The following is a 20462-nucleotide window of genomic DNA, read 5'->3' on the forward strand; positions in this document are numbered from 1 at the left end:
GACAGTTTGTAGGCTTCCCCCCAAACCCACCCTCACCCAACTAGGTAGCAGCAGAGCGCGTTGTGAGCCCTGAAAACGCGCTCTGCTGCTACTCGGTTGGGTGCGTACGGGGGGTTGACGAAGGTCACGTTCGCCGTCATAGTAATTCGTATACGATTTCGTACTTGATCGTATTCGAGGAAGAGGAGGCGCCGTGACATTGGAGTTTCGGACCCAGGAAGTCAGCCAGGACATGCTGGCCCGGACGCGCAAAGTCATTGCCGTCCACATCAACTACCCCAGCCGTGCTGCCCAGCGCGGGCGTACTCCCGAGCAGCCGTCGTACTTCCTGAAGCCGTCCTCGTCTTTGGCGCTCGGCTCCGCGGATGTACCTGGCACGGTTGAGCGCCCCGCCGGTTGCGAACTGCTCGGTTACGAGGGCGAGATCGCTCTCGTCATCGGCAAGTCCGCCCGCCGCGTCAGTCTTGAGGACGCTTGGAGCCACGTCGAGTGGGTCACCGCGTCCAACGACCTCGGCGTGTACGACCTCCGTTACGCGGACAAGGGCTCCAATGTCCGCTCCAAAGGCGGCGACGGCTTCACTCCCGTTGGCCCCACGCTGATCCCGGCCGACGCCGTTGACCCGGCCCAGTTGCGAATTCGCACCTGGCACAACGGGGACCTGGTCCAGGACGACACCACCGAGGACCTGCTCTTCCCGTTCGCGCAGCTCATCGCGGACCTCTCCCAACTGCTCACGCTCGAAGAGGGCGACATCATCCTCACCGGCACCCCGGCCGGCGCCTCTGTTGCCAAGCCGGGTGACGTCGTCGAAATTGAAGTCACCGGCGGCGACTTCAGCAGCGGCCGTCTGGCCACCAGAGTAACGGAAGGTACGACGCCGTTCGCGGACTTTGGTGCCCGGCCCAGGACTGATGACACCCAGCGGGAAGAGGCCTACGGATCGCGCGAAGCTGCCGGTTTGGCTCCTGCCGTTTCCGTGCTGACTCCGGCGCTGAAGGCGAAGCTGGAGTCCGTTGCTACGGCGACCCTTTCTTCCCAGCTCCGCAAGCGTGGACTGAACAATGTCAGCATCGACGGACTGCAGGCAACCCGTCCGGACCGCAAAGTGGTGGGCCTCGCCAGGACTCTCCGTTACGTTCCCAACCGCGAGGACCTGTTCACAACCCATGGCGGCGGATTCAACGCCCAGAAACGTGCCATCGATTCCGTGAACGAGGGCGAAGTCCTGGTCATGGAAGCCCGCGGCGAGAAGGGCACCGGCACCGTGGGGGACATCCTGGCACTGCGGGCCCAGGTGCGCGGCGCCGCTGCGATCATCACTGACGGCGGCGTCCGCGACTACTCGGCCGTGGCTGACCTTGACATGCCTACCTACTTCGCCAACCCGCACCCGGCAGTGCTGGGCCGCCGCCACATTCCGTGGGACACGGACATCACCATCGCCTGCGGCGGCGCTACCGTGCAGCCGGGGGACATCATTGTGGCCGACTCGGACGGCATTCTGGTGATCCCGCCGGCCATCGCCGATGAACTTGCCGATGACTGCATTGCCCAGGAGAAGGAAGAAACCTTCATCTTCCAGATGGTGCAGGAAGGCAACAGCGTTGACGGGCTCTACCCCATGAACAAGGAATGGCAGGCACGCTTCCAGGAGTGGTCCGCTCGCCAGCAAACCGCGGAAGGAGCCCACGGTGCCTGAAACCGCCGTCGATAGCGCCGCCGTCGAGAGTAAATCCCAGCAGGCGTATGCCGCCGTCAAGGAGCGGATCATCCACGGCACCTACACGCCGGGGTACCGGCTGGTGCTCGCCAAGATCGCCGAGGACCTGGGCTTTAGCGTGGTTCCCGTGCGGGAAGCGATCCGCCGGCTGGAGGCCGAAGGGCTGGTGAAGTTCGAGCGGAACGTGGGCGCCACGGTCTCGGGCATTGATCCCACCGAGTACCTCTACACCATGCAGACGCTGAGCATCGTGGAAGGTGCGGCCACCGCGTTGTCCGCGCCGCTGATCGATGCCATTGCCATAGAACGTGCGCGTGCGGTCAACGCCGAGATGCGTGAATGCCTGGAGCATTTTGATCCCGTCCGCTTCACCGCGCTGAACCAGGATTTCCACAGCGTCCTGTTTGAGCACTGCCCCAACCCGCACATCCTGGACCTCGTGCACCGGGGGTGGAACAGGCTGGCGTCCCTGCGATCGACCACCTTCCGTTTTGTCCCCGGACGCGCCCAGGAATCGGTGCGCGAACACGAGGCACTCCTTCAGCTCATCGAGGGCGGAGCAGATGCCGACACCATCGAAAAAGCAGCCCGACAACACCGCGCCGCCACCTTGGACGCGTACCTCGCCACAGCAAAGAACCAGTAAGGACTTCAATGATGAGTACCTCTACAGAAACCACCAAGCACTACGTCCCCCAGGACCTGCCCACCCACATCCAGCACTTCATCAACGGTGAGTTCGTTGACTCCGTGTCCGGCAAGACCTTCGACGTCCTGGATCCGGTATCCAACGGCAACTACGCCACCGCTGCTGCCGGCCAAAAGGAAGACATCGACCTTGCTGTCGCCGCGGCACGCGAAGCGTTCGTCAACGGCCCGTGGCCGAAGATGAAGCCCCGCGAGCGTGCCCGGGTGTTGAACAAGATTGCCGATGCCGTGGAGGCGCAGGAAGCACGCCTCGCCGAACTCGAAACCTTCGATACCGGCTTGCCGATTACCCAGGCCAAGGGCCAGGCCCTCCGTGCGGCGGAGAACTTCCGCTTCTTCGCGGACCTGATCGTGGCCCAGTTCGACGACGCCATGAAGGTCCCGGGCTCACAAATTAACTACGTGAACCGGAAGCCGATCGGCGTCGCCGGCCTGATCACCCCGTGGAACACCCCGTTCATGCTGGAGTCCTGGAAGCTTGCCCCGGCCCTGGCCACGGGCAACACCGTGGTCCTGAAACCTGCCGAATTCACACCTTTGTCCGCGTCACTGTGGGCGCAGATTTTCAAGGACGCAGGCTTGCCTGACGGTGTGTTCAACCTGGTCAACGGCCTAGGCGAAGAAGCCGGCGATGCACTGGTGAAGCACCCGGATGTTCCGCTGATTTCCTTCACCGGTGAGACCACCACGGGCCAGACCATCTTCCGGAACGCGGCCGAAAACCTCAAGGGCCTGTCCATGGAGCTCGGTGGCAAGTCCCCGTGTGTCGTGTTCGCAGATGCAGACCTGGACGCAGCCATTGATTCCGCGCTCTTTGGGGTCTTCTCGCTCAACGGCGAGCGCTGCACCGCCGGCTCCCGCATCCTGGTGGAGCGGGCCATCTACGACGAATTCTGCGAGAAGTACGCCGCACGGGCCAAGAAGATCGTGGTGGGCGATCCCCACGATCCCAAGACCCAGGTGGGCGCACTCGTCCACCCGGAGCACTACGACAAGGTGGCGTCCTACGTGGAGATCGGCAAGTCCGAAGGCCGGCTCCTGGCCGGTGGCGGCCGACCCGACCACCTCCCTGAAGGCAACTACATCGCACCCACGGTGTTTGCCGACGTCGCGCCTGACGCGCGGATCTTCCAAGAGGAAATCTTCGGTCCCGTCGTGGCCATCACGCCCTTCGAGAACGACGACGAAGCCCTCGCCTTGGCCAACAACACCAAGTACGGCCTGGCGGCCTATATCTGGACGCAGAACCTGACCCGGGCCCACAACTTCTCCCAGAACGTGGAAGCCGGCATGGTGTGGCTCAACAGCCACAACGTCCGCGATCTCCGCACCCCGTTCGGTGGCGTGAAGGCGTCCGGTCTGGGCCATGAGGGCGGCTACCGCTCCATCGATTTCTACACCGACCAGCAGGCCGTGCACATCACCCTCGGATCCGTGCACACCCCCAAATTCGGCGCCTAAACTCGGAGTTTTTGTACAGATAACGCCCCTTAAACCCGTTCTAAAGGGCCGTACCTGTACAAAAACTCCATCCATCTGACCCCTTTCAACGAAGAGAGAATCCCATGAGCAACTTCACCGGCCCCATCCCCACCCCGTCGGTCCCTGCGCCGGACATTGTCCGCTGCGCCTACCTGGAACTCGTGGTCACGGACCTCGAGAAGTCCCGCGCGTTCTACGTGGACCTCCTGGGCCTGCACGTCACCGAAGAGGACGAGAACACCATCTACTTGCGCTCCTTCGAGGAGTTCATCCACCACAACCTGGTCCTTCGCAAGGGCCCCGTCGCCGCCGCTGCAGCGTTCGCGTACCGGGTGAAGTCCCCGGCCGAGGTGGACGCCGCCGAGGCGTACTACCGCGAGCTGGGCTGCCGGGTGGAACGCCGCAAGGAAGGCTTCACCAAGGGCGTGGGCGACTCCGTCCGCGTGGAGGACCCGCTGGGTTTCCCGTACGAGTTCTTCTACGACGTGGAGCACGTGGAACGCCTCACCCAGCGCTACGACCTCTACTCCGCCGGTGAACTGGTCCGCTTGGACCACTTCAATCAGGTCACCCCGGACGTTCCGCGCGGCCGGGCCTATCTCGAGGGTCTGGGCTTCCGCGTCTCTGAGGACATCAAAGATTCCGACGGCGTCACGTACGCCGCCTGGATGCACCGCAAGCAGACCGTGCACGACACCGCCCTGACCGGCGGCAACGGACCCCGACTGCACCACATCGCGTTCTCCACGCACGAGAAGCACAACATCATCCAGATCTGCGACAAGATGGGCGCCTTGCGCATCTCGGACAGGATCGAACGCGGCCCCGGGCGCCACGGCGTGTCCAACGCGTTCTACCTCTACATCCTGGACCCGGACGGCCACCGCGTGGAGATCTACACCCAGGACTACTACACCGGAGACCCGGACAACCCCACCGTCACGTGGGACGTCCACGACAACCAGCGCCGTGACTGGTGGGGGAACCCCGTGGTCCCGTCCTGGTACACGGAGGCCTCCCCGGTCCTGGACCTCGACGGAAACCCGCAGCCCATTATTGAACGCGAAGACAAGTCCGAAATGGCCGTCACCGTGGGCGCCGATGGCTTCTCCTACACCCGCGCCGACGCTGCCTCCGGCGAAGCTGCCGAGGGCTTCAAACTGGGAGCGCAGGTCTAAACCATGATGGACGCGAAGACGATCGAAGCCATTGCCGACGAGCTCCTCGAAGCCGGCCGTTCCCGTACGCCGGTTCCGCGGTTGACTGCCCGCTACCCCGATATGACGGTGGAGGACTCCTACGCCGTTCAGCAGCTCTGGATGCGGCGGAACGAAGAAGCAGGCCGCACGTTGGTGGGGCGGAAGATCGGCCTCACGTCCAAAGCCATGCAGGCCGCCACGGGCATCACCGAGCCTGATTACGGTGCCATTTTCGATGACATGGTCCTGGAAACCGGCTGCTCAGTGGAGTGGGACCAGTACACGCATCCGCGGGTTGAGGTGGAGTTGGCGTTTGTCCTCAAAGACGCGCTCAAAGGACCTGGCTGCACCATTTTCGACGTCCTCAACGCCACCGACTACGTGGTCCCGGCCCTCGAGATCCTGGACTCCAGGATCGAAATGGAGGGCCGGACCATCGTGGACACCATCTCGGACAACGCTGCGATGGGCGCCATGGTGGTGGGCGGCCGCCCGGTGCGGCCCGACGCCGTCGACCTCCGCTGGGTCTCCGCCATTCTGTACAAAAACCAGACCGTGGAAGAGACCGGAGTGGCCGCTGGAGTGCTCGATCACCCGGCCAACGGGGTCCACTGGCTGGCCAACAAAATTGCCGCGCACGGTGACTCGATGAAAGCCGGAGATATCATCCTGGCGGGCTCGTTTACACGTCCCCTATGGGTGTACAAAGGTGATACCGTGCACGCGGACTACGGACCGTTGGGAGTTGTGACATGTCACTTCAGCTGAGCCCCACCTTCTATTCGGCCCTCTCCGAAGCCGGCCGTCCGTTGGCCGGCATGTGGGTCTGTTCCGGCAGTCCGCTCGTGGCGGAGATCTGCGCGGGCTCCGGTTTGGACTGGCTGCTGATCGACGCCGAGCATAGCCCCAACGGGCTCGAATCCATCCTTGCGCAGCTCCACGCCGTCAGCGGGTACCCGCCGCAGGTCATGGTCAGGCCACCCGTCAACGACACCGTGATCATCAAGCAATACCTGGACCTCGGTGTGCAGAACCTGCTGATCCCCATGGTGAACTCGGCCTTCGAGGCAGCCACCGCAGTGGCCGCGGTAAGGTACCCGCCACTCGGGGTGCGGGGAGTCGGCTCGGCTCTGGCCCGCGCATCACGCTGGAACCGGGTCCCGGACTACTTGGCGTCCGCTTCGGAATCGATCAGCCTGACGGTCCAGATCGAATCGGAGGCTGCGGCATCAGCGGTGGAGGAGATCCTGGCGGTCGACGGCGTGGACGGCATCTTCCTCGGCCCCTCGGACCTGGCCGCTTCCATGGGGCTGCTGGGACAGCAGGAGAATCCCTTGGTGAGGGCCGTCGTCGAGCATTGCCTTGAAGCCGCAAAAGCGGCCGGCAAGCCCGCAGGCGTGAACGCCTTCAACGAGGCAACAGCCCGCGCCTATCTCGACGCCGGGGCCTCCTTTGTCCTGGTGGGCGCCGATGTTGCGGTGCTGGCCCGCGCTTCCGAGGGCTTTGCATCCACGTTCATTCCGGTGTCTAAGACGGCTGACCGCGAAAGCTACTGACCCTTTGGTATCCGCGGCCTGCGCGTGGGTTAGGCTCGAATGAACGAGGCAGCCTGAGGGACAGTCCCATGAATCGTCGTGTTGTAGCTGTATTTGCTGTTGTAACTATGCTCGGAGTGGCTGGTTGTTCGTCGCCGACGGGCCTGGATGTCCTGGTGCGGGAAGCGACGGCGGAGGACGAACTTCCGGGGACCGTGAGCCTTATCAGTGTGGATACGGACATCAAAGCCGGGTCAGCCCGGTTGCTGACAACGTACGACGACGTGGAGTACTACGCGGCCAAGAGCTCCACTGGCGGGTCCGCCTGGATCCACCCCAACGTCCTCTATAAATCCCGCTAGCTATTTGCGGGCCATGTACCACTCCGTGAATTCGCGGGCGCGGCCGTCCTCAGCAAACCGGATGACCCACAGGTTGTCGTAGGTGGGGTCGCCGTTAAGGTACGTGGTCAGGCCCTGGACGAAAGCCGTGTCGCCGTCCCTGCCCAAGAGCGTCCATTCGAACGTCCAGTCCTCCGGCTTGTCCCCGGCGTCAGCCCATGCTTTGACGATCTCTTCGTGGCCGTTCCACGGTTTCGCCGTGTTGGGCCGGTCGTAGTAGACGGCGTCCTCGGTGAAAAGCGCCCTGATTTCTGCGGGATCATTCGAGGTCCACGCGCGTTCGTACTGATCCATCCAGGAGTTCACGTCGTTGCTCATCTACCCGTTCTACCCTGCTGGGGCAGGTGGGTTCAACGGTGCGGTTGTTGGTTTCACCGAACGTTCCATCCCGGTTAGCGTCCCGCCTTCCCTCTCACAGACGGTCTTCGGGTACCAGCGGTCATCAAGCGCCCGACGGCGGCAGGTTCAGTCTTCGTCGAGCGTTTCAGTCAGGTGGTGCGTGGGGATGCGATCGCGGTCGTACGTGATCTCCGTGTAGCCGTGAGGTTGAGGGCGGCCGTCGGGGCCGAGGTTCACGAAGACGATCTCCTCGATGGTAAGGATCGCTTCGCGCGTGATCATGTTGCGGACCTCGGCGCGCATGGTCAAGGACGTGCGGCCGAAGCGCTTCGCGGTCAGGCCCATCTCAACCAGGTCACCTTGAACTGCGGAACTGACGAAGTTGATCTCCGAAATGTACTTGGTGACGGCACGGCCGTTGCCCAGTTGGAGGATGGCGTAGATCGCGGCCTCTTCATCGATCCACTTCAGCAGGCTGCCACCAAAGAGCGTGCCGTTGGCGTTGAGGTCCTCGGGCCGCACCCATTTGCGGGTACGGAAGGTGATGTCTGCTTTTTCCATAATCCGAGATTATCGAACTGAAGCAACCTGCGCTTGATGTTGCGCCCGAACGCTAGGCCATGGCGGTGTGCGAGGCACTGTGCGAGTCGATCCGTTTTGAGTAGCAAAACGATCCGCTGGCACCGACGTAAGGACCGAAATTCGGGACGGCCGCAAAGCCCGCGCTCTCATAGAAGCTTCGACCGTCTGACTGGGCCGACCCCGCCTCAGCTGCGATCACAGTAAAACCGTGCGAATGAGCCTGCGCTTCAAGGGCGGCCAGGATGGAGCTCGCCACTCCGGAGCCGCGGGCATACGGGACCACATAGAGCCGCTTGATCTCGGCGGTGTTCTCATCCAGCATTCTCAAACCGCCGCATCCCAGAGGCTGGCCCGAGCATTTTTCGTAAGCCACCACAAAAACTGCTGTGTCTGCTTCCGTCGGCGGTGGCCCAGGCTCATGGTCCGTGGTGCCGAACCTCGCGTCGAGTTCTGCCTGCTGTGCGGCGCGGAGGTCTGCGCCCACGGGATTCGCCCAAGTTACCTGCCGGATGTTGAGCCGTGGGTTTGTCTGCATCTTTGCCTCTTTTCGCCGGGTTTCGGGGAGGTGTCTATGCGTACTAAGCCTAGGGAGCTGCGGTTACCGCGGTGTTTCCTGCGCGTAAGGGGTGGGAGAATTGCGGGACTTTCTTGCGTTGTGAGGCCCGCTCTGCGCCCTTATGGGTGGTTTTACCGAGCAGAGCAGGGCCCGCAGCGTGCAGAGCAGGCCCCGCAGCGTGCAGAGTAGGGCCCGCAGCGTGCAAGGCGGACGGTGCGCCGGCATGGGCAGTATGGAATCAGGGGTGAAGTGCCTCGCCCGTCGGGTCATCGGCGGTGTGGTCTGCCAGCGCCGTGCCTCCGCCGGGGATTTGGTCCCAGTGCAGCACCCGCCATCCGCTTTCCGGGTCCCCTTCCAACGCAACAATCCCGGTGTTGGGGAGCTGATGCGTTTCGGCGAACACGGTGTCGATGTCTGTCGCCCGACGGCCCGCCCAGCAACGGATAGCAGCACCGTGGCTGACGATTGCCGCCGTCGAATGTCCGGCGGCCGCAACCTGCTGGACTGAATCGTCAAATCTGGCAAAGAAGTCGTGTCCGTCAGAAGCCCCGGGCATGCGCACATCCAAGTGGCCATCCGTCCACGCAAAGACGGTGCTCATGTAACGGCGGTGAGATTCGTGGTCGGTCTTCTTTTCAAGTGAGCCGGCCTCGATCTCATGGACTCCGTCCAGGATTGCCGGCTCCAATCCGGTAGCTTTCGCCAGGGGAGCGACGGTCCGCTGAGTGCGCAGCAGGGTGGAGGTGTACAGGGCTTCGATTGCTTCGTGGGCCAGAGCCTTCGGCAGGGCGGACGCCTGGCGCTCACCGAGCTTGGTCAGCCCGGGGCCCGGGAACGCAGTGTCCAACTGGCCTGCGACGTTGCCGGGTGTCTGTCCGTGCCTGATCAACAGGAGCTTCATGGGTGCTCCGCTCCTTCCGATGGAACAGTTTCGGCCTTGCTCGCCTCCCGCGCTCCTGCCCGGTTACTCCCAGCCAACCAGCCGGCTGAGCACCGGAATAGCCCGACACGCCGTGTCTCAGGGCCCCCGCTGAGCTGCTGGTAGCAGCAACCGGGATGGAACGCACTTCTGTTCACCAGCCTAATCGCCGATCGCTGGATAAAGACGACGGCGGGCCGAGGCACCCAGCCCCGGCCCGCCGTCGTCGAGCGTTCTGTACTACAACAGATGATCCTTACTGAAGGTGGTCCACCAGTTTGTCCGCGATGCCCGTGTACTTGCCCGGGGTCAGCGCGAGCAGGCGGGCTTCGGCGTCAGCGGAGAGGCCGAGACCCTGCACGAATTCCTGCATGCGGGCGCCGTCCACACGCTGTCCGCGGGTAAGGTCCTTGAGGCGCTCGTAAGGGTTTTCCATGCCTTCGACGCCGGCAATTGCCTCGGCCCGCATGACCATCTGAATGGCTTCGCCAAGGACTTCCCAGTTGGTGTCGAGATCGCCCGCGAGGACCTCTTCTGCGACGTCGAGGGCCTTCAAACCCTTGGCCACATTGGAGATGGCGAGCAACGAGTGGCCGAATGCGACGCCGATGTTCCGCTGCGACGAGGAGTCCGTAAGGTCGCGCTGCCAGCGGGAGGTCACCAGGGTGGCCCCCAAAGTGTCCAAGAGCCCGTTGGAGATTTCCAGGTTGGCTTCGGCGTTCTCGAAGCGGATCGGGTTCACCTTGTGCGGCATGGTGGAGGAGCCGGTGGCCCCGGCAACCGGAATCTGACGGAAGTAGCCGATGGAGATGTAGCTCCAGATGTCCGTGCAAACGTTGTGCAGGATGCGGTTGAAGCGCGCGATGTCCGCGTACAGCTCAGCCTGCCAGTCGTGGCTCTCGATCTGCGTCGTGAGCGGGTTCCACGTGAGGCCCAGGCCTTCCACGAACGTCTTGGCGACCGCTTCCCAGTCAGCGCTGGGAACTGAAGCCACGTGGGCTGCGTACGTTCCGGTGGCGCCGTTGATCTTGCCGAGGTACTCAGTCTTGGCGATGCGCGCCAACTGGCGGTTCAAACGGTGAGCAATGACAGCAAGTTCCTTGCCCAAGGTGGTGGGCGTGGCAGGCTGGCCGTGGGTGCGGGACAGCATGGGCACGGAGCGGTTTGCCTCGGCCATGGCCTCGATCTGCTTCACCAGGGCGGTGGCGTTGGGCAGCCACACATCCTCCACCGCACCCTTGATTCCCACAGCGTAGGAAAGGTTGTTGATGTCCTCGGACGTGCAACCGAAGTGCACCATGGCGGTGAGGTTCTCGATGCCGATTGCCCCTAGCCGGCGGCCGATGTAGTACTCAACAGCTTTGACGTCGTGGACGGTGACGGCTTCTATTTCCGCGAGTTCGTTGACGGACGCAGCATTGAATTCGGTAACGATGGCACGCAACTGGGCCACCTGCTGGTCAGACAGAGGCCCGGCACCGGGCAGAACGGACTGGCTGGTCAGGTGGATGAGCCACTCGACCTCGACGTGAACGCGATCGCGGTTAAGCGCGGCCTCGGACAAGTAATCCACGAGGGGCGCGACGGCGGCACGGTAGCGCCCGTCGAGGGCGCCAAGGGCGAGGGGTTCGGAAGCGAGAGACACGCGGAGGGATTCAGCCATGATGCCTATTCTTTCATGTTCCGCGAGGGGTCATGCAGACCATGACGAGGCTATGTGGACGGCCGTTCAGGTTATCCACATAAGCGACAAAGCAACTTCCGGTGGGTTCTGCTGCTCCGTAGCGTCGACCTTATCGATCAGCAGAACAATCAATGGAGTACACAGACAATGAGCGTCGGCTTGATGCCTGCACCCAACCCGCCCATATTTGATCCCTTGCAGTGCGCTTCCCGAAGCCATGAAGTACAGAGGTTGGCCTGGCGAATGCAATCGTGCGTGGACCAAGTGGACGTGGTCCTTGCGTCGCTGCGCAGAGCCCAGGTAGACGACTGGCTCTCCCCTGCCGGGCGGGCATACAGGACAACCCTTGCCTTGCATGCTTCAGCGCTGATGCGAGCACGTGAGTCTCTGGAGGCCGCAGTGGCGGTGGTGCTCAGGCACTCTCAGAACGTCTCCGTCTCCAGCGAACGGGGGCAGTGATGGCAGATTCAGCTCCCGTCGGGGCCGGCGCAGCGCCGCAGCCCACCCCTCCGGCCAACGATGGAATCCTCAGTATCAGGGGAGGTGTGGGCGGAATGTCTTTTCAGCTCGAAGAACTCCTCCGCGGCGCGGGAACGCTCGATGGACTGGTTCAACAACTAGTGGGTATAGAAAACGAGGCCCGCCAGGTCCAAGACGGCCTGGAACCTTTTCTGTACGACTCCTATGAAACAGGCTGCAAAGCCCTCAATGCTGTGGCCGAGAGCCGCAAGGAAGTGGGAAGAGTCCGGCAGGAACTGGTGGAGGTCAGCGCAAGTGTGCGGGCAAGCCACCGGGATTATGTGGAAGGGGAAGCCAAAAACGTCCTGCCGCTGCTCCCGAACCTTAGCGAGATAAAGCCGGCCTGGCCGCCTACCCGGGACATGAGCAACTATCTGGCCTCAGGTCTTCTTCCATTCTGGACGACTCCAGGGGGCGTCGTTCACCAGATCCTTGAGGTGCCCCGGCTTTCGGACATGCGGCCAAGACCCGTCAGCATCGAAAAGATGGACGAATCGGTCGAGGATATGGAACCGTCCATGGCGGAAAGCCTTCGTCGTCTCGAGAGACTCCATGCCCGCAACGACGGTGAGATTGAGATTATCTGCCTCGACAACAACGGCTCGCCTTCTTGGATGGTACTGATCCCGGGCACCCAACCTCATTCACCCAGCACCAATCCCTTCGACACGCAGGGAATTGGCGAAGCACTGGGATACGACTCTGAAGAAGTTGTCTCTGCCGTTGGGCAGGCACTCCGTGAAGCCGGCGCTGAGGCGGGCGATCAAGTGGTGGCAGTAGGACATAGCCAAGGAGGTCTCCACGCCATGAATCTCAGCCAGAACAGGGCGTTCCTCGAAGAATTCGACCTTAAGTATGTGCTCACGGCCGGATCTCCCGTGGGAGGCATCACCCCCGAGCCCGGTATCAGCTCACTGCATTTGGAACATACCCAAGACTGGGTTCCTGGAGCCGAAGGCCGAGTTAACGTCGACACAAAAGACCGGGTGACGGTGACGCTGACAAATGAGGTCAAAACTCCGGACGGGCAGGATCCCGGCATCGGCCCCGGACATTCCCAGGAGAACTATGCTGCAGGAGCTGCGCTGGTGACCGCGAGCCATGACGAGTCACTGGCAGCCTCGACTGCAGCGTTTGTTGGTGTTGTGGGCGTGGGCGGCGTTGCCAAGGTGACTCGGTTCAAGCTGGAAAGAGCTCCGCTTCCGGTCCAACCGCCGTCTCCACACCCACCCTCGCCACCTACCATCCAGAAGACTAAGCAGGGAGCTGCAACAAGGTAGGGCTCGTACGGACGTGTCCGGATGGGGAAGTGTTAGCGCTTCTTGGCACCCGGAATAAGGCCCGCCACCATGGAAATGATGCTGATGATGATGGAGGCAAGGATTGCTGTCCAGAAGAAGGAGTCAATAGTGAGGTGCACGGGCGTGAAGGTACTCAGCCATGCCGTCAGGTACAGCATGGCTGCATTGATCACGATAGTGAACAGACCCAGCGTCAGGATGGTCACCGGAAGGGACAACAGCCTGACCAAGGGGCGGACGAAGGCGTTCACCACTCCGAAGATCAGGCCGATGAACAGGTACGCCAGGATGATGCCGGCGGTGTCTGCGCCCTGGGTGAGTCCGGCGTTGGCCGCGGCCGATTCCGTGGCGCTGGTGGAGATGTCCATGCCTTGCAGGAGCCAGGTTGCAACCCACAAGGCAAGCCCGTTGATCAAGACACGAATGATGAATGAACCCATGGACCCATGCTTTCACACGCTGCTGTTAAAGAGCTCGGTGTCAGCCATGGGTGGGCAAGTAGGCTTGAAGCCATGACTACTACTGACAACGTACCGGAGGGCGTAATCCCTCGTCCGGTCGTGGACAGGCTCCCCAGATATGCAGCTGGTAAACCACCTGCTGCGATTGCGGGCCTCACCAGCTATAAATTGTCGTCCAACGAAAACCCTCTGCCTCCGATTCCTGCAGTGTTGCAGGCAATCGCAGATCAGACCGATATCAATCGCTATCCGGACCCGCTGGCCACAAAGCTGCGTAACGCCTTGGCTGACTTCCTTGATGTTCCGGCTGACGATGTTGTCACGGGCGCTGGCAGCCTGGGGGCACTGAACCAAATCCTGGGCACCTTTGCAGGGCAGAATGACGACGGTAAGCAGGACGAGGTGATTTACGCCTGGCGCTCCTTCGAGGCGTACCCCATCTGCGTCGGCCTCGCCGGGGCAGCAAGTGTCCAAATTCCGCTGCTGCCAGACGGGCGCCACGACCTCCAAACCATGGCTGCCGCAGTAACCGTCCGCACCAAGGTCATCCTCCTGTGTACGCCGAACAACCCTACTGGTCCCATCCTTACGGCCGAGGAAACGGAACGCTTCATCCAGGCGGTGCCGCCCAATGTGGTGGTTGTCATCGATGAGGCGTACCAGGAGTTCGTCCGGGATGCGGAGGCTGTGGACGGCATCAAGCTCTACCGTAAATACCCCAATGTGGTGGTTCTGAGGACCTTCTCCAAAGCGCACGGACTGGCTGGCCTGCGCGTTGGCTACAGTGTCTCCGGTCCCTTGCTGACCCAGCATCTCCGGGTGACGGCCACTCCGTTCGCCGTTTCCCAGATTGCGGAGCGAGCTGCCGTTACGTCCATCGAGAATTTCGATCAGGTTGTGGAAAGGGTACAAAGCCTGGTGGATGAACGGGATCGCGTGACGGCTGGCCTGAGGGAACTCGGTTGGTTTGTTCCAGAGGCTCAAGGCAACTTTGTTTGGTTGAATCTTGGGGAGCACAGCGCGGAGTTTGCTGCTTTGGCGGCGGAACAGGCCCTGTCAGTCCGTGCCTTTGGAAACGAGGGTGTACGAGTCAGCATTGGCGAGGTGGAAGCCAACACCCGCTTCTTGGATCTCTGTGCAGGTTATACAAAGGCTCCGCAAGGTTCCTAGCGGTTAACAAATGCGCCAACGCTACTTACTGCCGATAAAGTAAGGGACGAAAGCCAAAATATATGCCCGTTCCGGAATGCATTCCGGAACGGGCATATATCCCAGCGACAGACATTGCCCGGCGCCTCGCCACGGCAAGCAAGGAGACGGAATGGGCTCGACACAACTGCCCCCCGGGACGGAAGAAACTCTCGCGGCAACCACCGCGGCAGCAGCCGCGCCAGGCGAACCAGTGGAAATGGTGCAGTTGCTCGGACCTGACGGGACATTGGGATCCGATCCCGTCTTTTCGGACTACGCCAAGCGGATTGACCCCGAGAAACTCCGTGTCTTCTACACAGACATGGCAAGGATCCGACGCTTTGACCAGGAAGCCACGGCACTGCAGCGTCAGGGTGAGCTTGCCTTGTGGGTACCGCTGACCGGTCAGGAGGCCGCGCAGATCGGTTCGGCCCACGCAAGCCAGTCGCAGGACTACATTTTCCCCACCTACCGCGAACACGGCGTCGCCCTGGTCCGCAACGTGGACCTTGCCGAACTACTCAAGCAGTTCCGTGGCGTCTCCAACGGCGGCTGGGATCCCCGGGAGAACAACTTCCACCTGTACACCTTGGTCCTCGCAGCTCAAACACTCCACGCAGTTGGCTATGCCATGGGCATCCAGAGAGACCAGAAGCTCGCTGCGGCTACAGATTCCGCGGACCCCAATGCAGCGGTTATCGCCTACTTCGGTGATGGCGCAAGCTCTGAAGGCGACGTCCACGAGTCCATGGTCTTCGCTGCGTCGTACAACGCTCCTGTGGTGTTTTTCTGCCAGAACAACCACTGGGCCATTTCGGTGCCCACAGAGGTCCAGACCAAGGTTCCGTTGGCCAACCGTGCCAAGGGCTACGGTTTCCCGGGAATCAGGGTGGACGGAAACGATGTCATCGCCGTCCACGCTGTTACCGAGTGGGCTCTCGAGCATGCCCGCGAGGGCCGGGGCCCTGTGCTCATTGAGGCCTACACCTACCGGGTAGGTGCACACACCACTGCCGATGACCCCACGAAGTACCGGGAATCCGCGGAAGAAGCTGCCTGGCGCGAAAAGGATCCGCTGGACCGCTTGGAGAAGTACCTGCGCACCGAAGGCCTGGCGGACGAAGCGTTCTTCGACCAAGTAAAGGCCGACGGCGATGAACTCGCCAAGTACGTCCGCAGCACAACACATGGCCTCGAGGTCCCGGACATCCGCGATGCTTTCGCCAGCGTGTACGCCGAACAACACCCGCTGATTGCGGAAGAACTTGCTTGGTTCGAGGAATACTCGGCCGGCTTTGAGAGCGACCAGGAGGCAGCTAACTGATGGCAACAATGACCATTGCGAAGGCCATCAATGAAGGTCTCCGGGCATCGCTGACGAACAACCCCAAGTCCTTGCTGATGGGCGAGGACATCGGTCACCTGGGCGGTGTTTACCGTGTCACCGATGGCTTGATCAAAGAGTTCGGCGACGAACGCGTCGTGGACACCCCGTTGGCTGAATCGGGCATCGTCGGCACTGCCATTGGCTTGGCGCTGCGCGGATACTCGCCGGTCTGCGAGATCCAGTTCGACGGCTTCGTCTACCCGGCTTTCAACCAGATCACCACCCAGCTGGCCAAGATCCACGCGCGCAGCCTCGGGAAGTTGACCGTTCCTGTTGTCATCCGCATCCCGTACGGCGGCGGCATCGGCTCCATCGAGCATCACTCCGAGTCTCCCGAGGCGCTCTTCGCGCACACTGCCGGCCTACGCATCATTTCGCCTTCAAACGCCCACGATGCGTACTGGATGATCCAGAAGGCCATTGAATGCCAGGACCCCGTGATCTTCTTCGAACCCAAGCGCCGTTACTGGCTCAAGGGTGAGGTTGATGTAGAGGACGCCGGGCTGTCCGAGGACCCCTTTAAAGCCCACGTAGTCCGCGAAGGCACGAATGCAACCATCGTGGCCTATGGCCCGCTGGTGCCAGTGGCTCTGGCGGCGGCGAACGCTGCCACGGAGGACGGGCGGAGCATTGAAGTCATCGATCTCCGTTCCATCTCACCTCTGGACTTCGACACTGTGGAAGCGTCGGTAAAGAAGACTGGCCGGTTGATCGTAGCCCACGAGGCCCCCACGTTCGGCGGCATCGGCGGAGAGATCGCTGCCCGCATCAGTGAACGGGCATTCCTGCACCTGGAGGCACCGGTCATCCGAGTCGGTGGATTCCACATGCCGTACCCCGTCGCCAAGGTGGAAGAGGACTACTTGCCGGACATCGACAAAATCCTTGAGGCGCTCGACCGCTCCTTCTCTTACTAGAACCGCCGGTTCCACCAGGACCGCCTGTTCACCGCCGTCCTACTAACCGCCCTGATCCAGCCCGGCTTCGCTGCCGGGTAACCGGAAAACGAGGACCACTGTGACTGTAAAGAAATTCAACCTGCCGGACGTTGGCGAAGGCCTGACCGAGGCCGAGGTAGTGGCTTGGAAGGTCAAGCCGGGTGACGTCGTTGCCATCAACGACGTCCTGTGCGAGATCGAGACCGCCAAGTCCCTCGTCGAGCTCCCTTCGCCTTTTGCGGGTACTGTCACCGAGCTGCTGGTTGAGGAAGGCATCACGGTTGAGGTGGGCACGGCGATCATCGCTGTATCGGAAGGACAGGACGGGGACGCTGCACCGGTAACGCCGGCTGCTCCGGAGGCCCCCGTCGTCGAGACGCCCCTTTACGGCAAGCTGCCTACCGACGACGGCGATGACAACCGTCCGGCCGGCGGGCCGTTGGTCGGTTCCGGCCCCAAGGCCGACGCCGTCAAGCGACGTGCGCGCAAACGCCCAGCCGGGTCAGTGGTTGAGGCAGCCACCATCGCCGAGAGCGCGGAGGGCACCGTACAGGACCATCAGGCAGCCGTTGAAGCCAAAGCAGCCGAAGCTTCGGTTGCACACCGCACGACGGCGGCCTCCGCCGTGGTCGCGGCAGAATCCCGTACACCGGAGCCCCGGACGCCGGCCAAACCCGAAGCGCCGCAGGCCGCGGCCTCCCGCGGTGCCGCTATCGGCGGAACCATCAGCGGCTTGGTCAACAAGGTCCTGGCAAAGCCTCCCGTACGCAAATTCGCGCGGGATCTGGGAATCGATCTCGCAGATGTGGTGGCTACCGGCCAACGCGGCGAAGTGACCCGCGAGGACCTGGTGAGCTACCAGGCCCAACGCGACGCCGAACTTGACCAGGCCGATAGCTTCTGGGGGGCTTCCAAGAAACCGCAGGACCAGCGTGTAGAGCGGATGCCGGTCAAGGGCGTACGCAAGGCGACCGCCAAGGCCATGGTGGATTCGGCTTTCTCGGCTCCGCACGTCAGCATTTTCGTGGATGTGGATGCCAGCCGGACTATGGAGTTCGTCAAGCGGCTAAAGGTCTCCCGCGACTTTGAAGGTATCAAGGTGTCGCCGCTGCTTATCCTGGCCAAAGCAGTGATTTGGGCCGCGGCACGAAACCCCAGCGTCAACGCGACCTGGGTGGACAACGTCGACGGTAAAGGTGGTGCGGAAATCCAGGTGAAGCACTACATGAACCTGGGCATTGCCGCCGCGACTCCTCGGGGCCTCATGGTCCCCAACATCAAGGACGCCCAGGATCTGTCCCTCAAGGAACTGGCCCTGGCCCTTAACGAACTGGCGACCAAAGCGAGGGCAGGGAAGACCCAGCCGGCTGAGATGCAGGGTGGAAGTCTGACCATCACCAACATCGGCGCACTCGGCATTGATACAGGAACTCCCATTATTAACCCCGGCGAAGTAGCCATCATTGCGTTCGGAACCATCAAGCAGAAGCCCTGGGTCCTGGACGGCGAGGTCATTCCCCGCTGGATCACCACGCTCGGGGGTTCCTTCGACCACCGCGTAGTAGACGGTGATTTGTCCGCACGCTTCATGGCGGACGTAGCCTCCATACTCGAAGAACCGGCGCTTCTGCTTGACTGACGAGAAAGCCCGTACCGGAGCCGGGACAACAGCGGGCGCCGGGACTACTTCTGGCGCCGGGATTACTTCTGGCGCCGGGGCAACACTGGAGGAAACCGGCCACGGACAGCTTCACGTGGTGACTGGGCCGTTGCGCAGGGTGGCCCGCGTGCTGACGGAAGTTTTCCAGCCACCGGTTGTCGTGTTCGTTCTTCTGATGATCAGCCCTGCTACGGAACCCGGGTTCCCGGGGACCATGTGGTTCGGGCTGCTCGCGGCGATGTTCGTCTGCGTCTTGCCCTTGGCCTATGTCCTGGTGATGGTGAAGCTGGGCAGGATCTCAGACCACCATGTCAGCGACCGTCGTCAGCGGCCCGCGTTGCTTCTGATGACGCTTGTTTCCGTGCTAGTTGGGTTGCTGGTGCTGCACTTGCTTAACGGCCCTGTGGGAGTCACGGTGATGATCATCGCGCTCATAGGGGGCATCGGTGTTCTGGCCGTTGTCAGTGCGTTCTGGAAAATGAGCGGGCATGCCTCGGCCCTGGCGGCCGCAGTGGTGATTGCCATCCTCATGTTTGGGCCGGCTTGGCTCCCTTTGCTGCTCCTCGTGCCGGCTGTTGGCTGGTCACGGCTGGTTTTGCGGGCCCACACCTTAGCGCAGGTCATTGCTGGCTCCTTGTTTGGAGGCATTGTGATCGCCGGCCTGTGGTGGCTGTTGCGGGAGTGGATGCTCTAGCCGCAGCACCTCTTAGCCGCAGCATCTTCAGGCGTGCGGTGCCCTCAACCGTCGAGGGTCACGGCTCCACCGCCCCGCACCACCCGCAGTGGAGCGGGCCGGTCTACTACGAGTTCCGGGATGGAGTTCGCAGCAAATTCGAGCCGATCAGGGGATGATGAACCGGTGAAGCTCCTTACCGCAGCGGATCCAACAAGCTCGGCCCCAGCTGAGCTGGCAAGCCGGAAGCAACGCTCCAACTCGGCATCGGTGGATGCTCCTGTGCGGTACCCCAGCAGGTGTGCGCGATCCAGCATGCTGCCGGTGCCGAACGGTGACCAGGCATCGCGGACTCCGTCTGATCCGACGGCAACCTTGACCCCATGCTTTTCCAAGAGGTCAAGGTCAGGTACGGGGTCTGCTCCCAGGGCGCAGGTAGCCATCCAGATTCCGGCCTCGGCCATGGCGTCCAAGGTAAAGCCCAGGGCGGGTTGTGAGGCATCGCAGAGTGCAAAGCCGTGCCCGATGGTGACTCTGCCCTGCATGCCTTCGATTACGGTGCGTTTGGCGATGAGACGCAGCTGCGCCAACCCTTCTGCGCCGACGTCGTGCAGGTGGATGTCAAGATCCCTGCCGTGTTTGTTCGCCAGCGCGTAGATGACATCCAGATGTCCATGCAGGTCGCCATCCACTGACTCCGGGTCTATGCCTCCCACAAGGTCAGCCCCGTCCGCCAAGGAGGCCTCCATGAGATCGAGCGTGCCGGGGTTGCTCAGCAGTCCGAACTGCGGGAAGGCGACCACCTGAACGTCCAGGAACGGAGCTAAACGCTCAGCGGCTGCACGGACACCGTGGATGTTCCTGAGGCCAATTTGCGGGGCAACGTCCACGTGGGCCCGCATTGCCATGGTTCCGTTGAGCACAGCATGGCTCATGAGGGCAAAAGCCCGGTCCTCGACGCTGTCTTGGAACTCGAGCTGTGCCTTCAGATCGTTCCCTATGAGATCCGTCAGCGTGTGCGCCGGTGAACGGGATAGCCAGCCGGAGCCCCATGTGGTTTTGTCGGGGTGGATATGCGCGTCAACAAAACCCGGCGTGAACAGCAAACCCCGCCCTGGAGAGGGCTCATCCTTGCTGCCGGTCGATGGCGTTTGTGTCATCATTCGCGTCCTCTCGTTTCCTCATTTAGGTATACCAAAATTCG

21 protein-coding genes are annotated in these 20462 nt (G+C 62.2%); 14 read left to right on the top strand and 7 right to left on the bottom strand.

The annotated features are described in order from the left end of the window. Nucleotides 1-232 precede the first annotated feature (232 nt). The 7 genes from EU811_RS05785 to EU811_RS05815 all read left to right on the top strand — a co-directional run bounded on the left by EU811_RS05785 (nt 233) and on the right by EU811_RS05815 (nt 7009). A complete protein-coding gene (locus EU811_RS05785) occupies nt 233-1702 on the top strand; it encodes a fumarylacetoacetate hydrolase family protein (protein ID WP_238703320.1) in 1470 nt (489 codons plus the stop codon). After that, nucleotides 1695-2369 (top strand): GntR family transcriptional regulator, encoded by a 675-nt coding sequence (locus EU811_RS05790; protein ID WP_142937538.1) that lies wholly within the window; start codon nt 1695-1697, stop codon nt 2367-2369. Before EU811_RS05785 ends, EU811_RS05790 begins: the two co-directional genes overlap by 8 nt. Before the next feature lie 11 nt (nt 2370-2380). After that, nucleotides 2381-3892 carry a 5-carboxymethyl-2-hydroxymuconate semialdehyde dehydrogenase gene (gene hpaE / locus EU811_RS05795; RefSeq protein WP_142937539.1) on the top strand — a complete coding sequence of 504 codons (1512 nt, stop codon included), beginning with the start codon at nt 2381-2383 and terminating at the stop codon, nt 3890-3892. A 104-nt stretch (nt 3893-3996) separates the two neighbouring features. After that, nucleotides 3997-5091 (top strand): 3,4-dihydroxyphenylacetate 2,3-dioxygenase, encoded by a 1095-nt coding sequence (hpaD, locus tag EU811_RS05800; RefSeq protein WP_142937540.1) that lies wholly within the window; start codon nt 3997-3999, stop codon nt 5089-5091. Nucleotides 5092-5094: 3 nt separating this feature from the next. Continuing rightward, the gene (gene hpaH / locus EU811_RS05805; protein WP_142937541.1) at nt 5095-5880 is read left to right on the top strand and encodes a 2-oxo-hept-4-ene-1,7-dioate hydratase; all 786 of its coding nucleotides are present in this window, start codon (nt 5095-5097) and stop codon (nt 5878-5880) included. Beyond that, nucleotides 5865-6668: an HpcH/HpaI aldolase family protein gene (locus tag EU811_RS05810; protein ID WP_142937542.1), complete on the top strand. Its 804-nt coding sequence runs from the start codon at nt 5865-5867 to the stop codon at nt 6666-6668. The genes hpaH and EU811_RS05810 overlap by 16 nt, the downstream gene beginning before the upstream one ends. Nucleotides 6669-6736: 68 nt before the next feature. Next, entirely contained in the window at nt 6737-7009 is a 273-nt protein-coding gene (locus EU811_RS05815) for a hypothetical protein (protein WP_142937543.1), read from the top strand. Here EU811_RS05815 and EU811_RS05820 read toward each other — a convergent pair whose 3' ends face one another. The 5 genes from EU811_RS05820 to purB form a co-directional block, all read right to left on the bottom strand. Then, nucleotides 7010-7366, bottom strand: a complete 357-nt coding sequence (locus EU811_RS05820) for a nuclear transport factor 2 family protein (protein ID WP_142937544.1) — start codon at nt 7364-7366, stop codon at nt 7010-7012. Between the two features lie 147 nt (nt 7367-7513). Further along, complete coding sequence (locus EU811_RS05825; protein WP_011776502.1) at nt 7514-7948, bottom strand: acyl-CoA thioesterase; 435 nt, start codon at nt 7946-7948, stop codon at nt 7514-7516. A gap of 52 nt (nt 7949-8000) precedes the next feature. Further along, nucleotides 8001-8504: a GNAT family N-acetyltransferase gene (locus EU811_RS05830; protein ID WP_142937545.1), complete on the bottom strand. Its 504-nt coding sequence runs from the start codon at nt 8502-8504 to the stop codon at nt 8001-8003. A gap of 259 nt (nt 8505-8763) precedes the next feature. After that, nucleotides 8764-9426 carry a histidine phosphatase family protein gene (locus EU811_RS05835; RefSeq protein WP_142937546.1) on the bottom strand — a complete coding sequence of 221 codons (663 nt, stop codon included), beginning with the start codon at nt 9424-9426 and terminating at the stop codon, nt 8764-8766. A gap of 274 nt (nt 9427-9700) precedes the next feature. Continuing rightward, complete coding sequence (gene purB / locus EU811_RS05840; protein WP_142937547.1) at nt 9701-11107, bottom strand: adenylosuccinate lyase; 1407 nt, start codon at nt 11105-11107, stop codon at nt 9701-9703. A 276-nt stretch (nt 11108-11383) separates the two neighbouring features. Between purB and EU811_RS05845 the strand changes: the two genes are divergently transcribed. Continuing rightward, nucleotides 11384-11587, top strand: coding sequence for a hypothetical protein (locus EU811_RS05845; RefSeq protein ID WP_238703314.1), 204 nt, complete (start codon nt 11384-11386; stop codon nt 11585-11587). Continuing rightward, entirely contained in the window at nt 11587-12927 is a 1341-nt protein-coding gene (locus EU811_RS05850) for a hypothetical protein (RefSeq protein ID WP_238703315.1), read from the top strand. The genes EU811_RS05845 and EU811_RS05850 overlap by 1 nt, the downstream gene beginning before the upstream one ends. Nucleotides 12928-12959: 32 nt before the next feature. Here the strand turns inward: EU811_RS05850 and EU811_RS05855 are convergent, their stop codons facing one another. Beyond that, nucleotides 12960-13388 (bottom strand): phage holin family protein, encoded by a 429-nt coding sequence (locus EU811_RS05855; RefSeq protein WP_142937549.1) that lies wholly within the window; start codon nt 13386-13388, stop codon nt 12960-12962. 72 nt (nt 13389-13460) lie between these two features. On the opposite strand from EU811_RS05855, the gene EU811_RS05860 reads away from it, so the two are divergent. The 5 genes from EU811_RS05860 to EU811_RS05880 all read left to right on the top strand — a co-directional run bounded on the left by EU811_RS05860 (nt 13461) and on the right by EU811_RS05880 (nt 19279). Continuing rightward, complete coding sequence (locus EU811_RS05860; RefSeq protein ID WP_187697084.1) at nt 13461-14579, top strand: histidinol-phosphate transaminase; 1119 nt, start codon at nt 13461-13463, stop codon at nt 14577-14579. 151 nt (nt 14580-14730) lie between these two features. Then, nucleotides 14731-15924 (top strand): pyruvate dehydrogenase (acetyl-transferring) E1 component subunit alpha, encoded by a 1194-nt coding sequence (gene pdhA / locus EU811_RS05865; protein ID WP_142937551.1) that lies wholly within the window; start codon nt 14731-14733, stop codon nt 15922-15924. Then, on the top strand, nt 15924-16904 hold the full coding sequence (locus EU811_RS05870) for an alpha-ketoacid dehydrogenase subunit beta (protein ID WP_142937552.1): 981 nt from the start codon (nt 15924-15926) through the stop codon (nt 16902-16904). The genes pdhA and EU811_RS05870 overlap by 1 nt, the downstream gene beginning before the upstream one ends. Before the next feature lie 100 nt (nt 16905-17004). Next, on the top strand, nt 17005-18564 hold the full coding sequence (locus EU811_RS05875) for a dihydrolipoamide acetyltransferase family protein (RefSeq protein ID WP_142937553.1): 1560 nt from the start codon (nt 17005-17007) through the stop codon (nt 18562-18564). 118 nt (nt 18565-18682) lie between these two features. Then, the gene (locus EU811_RS05880) at nt 18683-19279 is read left to right on the top strand and encodes a phosphatase PAP2 family protein (RefSeq protein WP_142937622.1); all 597 of its coding nucleotides are present in this window, start codon (nt 18683-18685) and stop codon (nt 19277-19279) included. 44 nt (nt 19280-19323) lie between these two features. Here EU811_RS05880 and EU811_RS05885 read toward each other — a convergent pair whose 3' ends face one another. Next, nucleotides 19324-20421: an amidohydrolase family protein gene (locus EU811_RS05885; protein ID WP_142937554.1), complete on the bottom strand. Its 1098-nt coding sequence runs from the start codon at nt 20419-20421 to the stop codon at nt 19324-19326. Nucleotides 20422-20462 lie beyond the last annotated feature (41 nt).

The organism is Arthrobacter sp. TS-15, from assembly GCF_006964045.1.
GTDB lineage: Bacteria > Actinomycetota > Actinomycetes > Actinomycetales > Micrococcaceae > Arthrobacter.

Coding starts and splice junctions, on each gene's coding strand:
- EU811_RS05785 (WP_238703320.1), top strand. CDS start 233: ATGCTGGCCCGGACGCGCAAAGTCATTGCCGTCCACATCAACTACCCC.
- hpaE (WP_142937539.1), top strand. CDS start 2,381: ATGAGTACCTCTACAGAAACCACCAAGCACTACGTCCCCCAGGACCTG.
- hpaD (WP_142937540.1), top strand. CDS start 3,997: ATGAGCAACTTCACCGGCCCCATCCCCACCCCGTCGGTCCCTGCGCCG.
- hpaH (WP_142937541.1), top strand. CDS start 5,095: ATGATGGACGCGAAGACGATCGAAGCCATTGCCGACGAGCTCCTCGAA.
- EU811_RS05810 (WP_142937542.1), top strand. CDS start 5,865: ATGTCACTTCAGCTGAGCCCCACCTTCTATTCGGCCCTCTCCGAAGCC.
- EU811_RS05815 (WP_142937543.1), top strand. CDS start 6,737: ATGAATCGTCGTGTTGTAGCTGTATTTGCTGTTGTAACTATGCTCGGA.
- EU811_RS05820 (WP_142937544.1), bottom strand. CDS start 7,366: ATGAGCAACGACGTGAACTCCTGGATGGATCAGTACGAACGCGCGTGG.
- EU811_RS05825 (WP_011776502.1), bottom strand. CDS start 7,948: ATGGAAAAAGCAGACATCACCTTCCGTACCCGCAAATGGGTGCGGCCC.
- EU811_RS05830 (WP_142937545.1), bottom strand. CDS start 8,504: ATGCAGACAAACCCACGGCTCAACATCCGGCAGGTAACTTGGGCGAAT.
- EU811_RS05835 (WP_142937546.1), bottom strand. CDS start 9,426: ATGAAGCTCCTGTTGATCAGGCACGGACAGACACCCGGCAACGTCGCA.
- purB (WP_142937547.1), bottom strand. CDS start 11,107: ATGGCTGAATCCCTCCGCGTGTCTCTCGCTTCCGAACCCCTCGCCCTT.
- EU811_RS05850 (WP_238703315.1), top strand. CDS start 11,587: ATGGCAGATTCAGCTCCCGTCGGGGCCGGCGCAGCGCCGCAGCCCACC.
- EU811_RS05855 (WP_142937549.1), bottom strand. CDS start 13,388: ATGGGTTCATTCATCATTCGTGTCTTGATCAACGGGCTTGCCTTGTGG.
- EU811_RS05860 (WP_187697084.1), top strand. CDS start 13,461: ATGACTACTACTGACAACGTACCGGAGGGCGTAATCCCTCGTCCGGTC.
- pdhA (WP_142937551.1), top strand. CDS start 14,731: ATGGGCTCGACACAACTGCCCCCCGGGACGGAAGAAACTCTCGCGGCA.
- EU811_RS05870 (WP_142937552.1), top strand. CDS start 15,924: ATGGCAACAATGACCATTGCGAAGGCCATCAATGAAGGTCTCCGGGCA.
- EU811_RS05885 (WP_142937554.1), bottom strand. CDS start 20,421: ATGATGACACAAACGCCATCGACCGGCAGCAAGGATGAGCCCTCTCCA.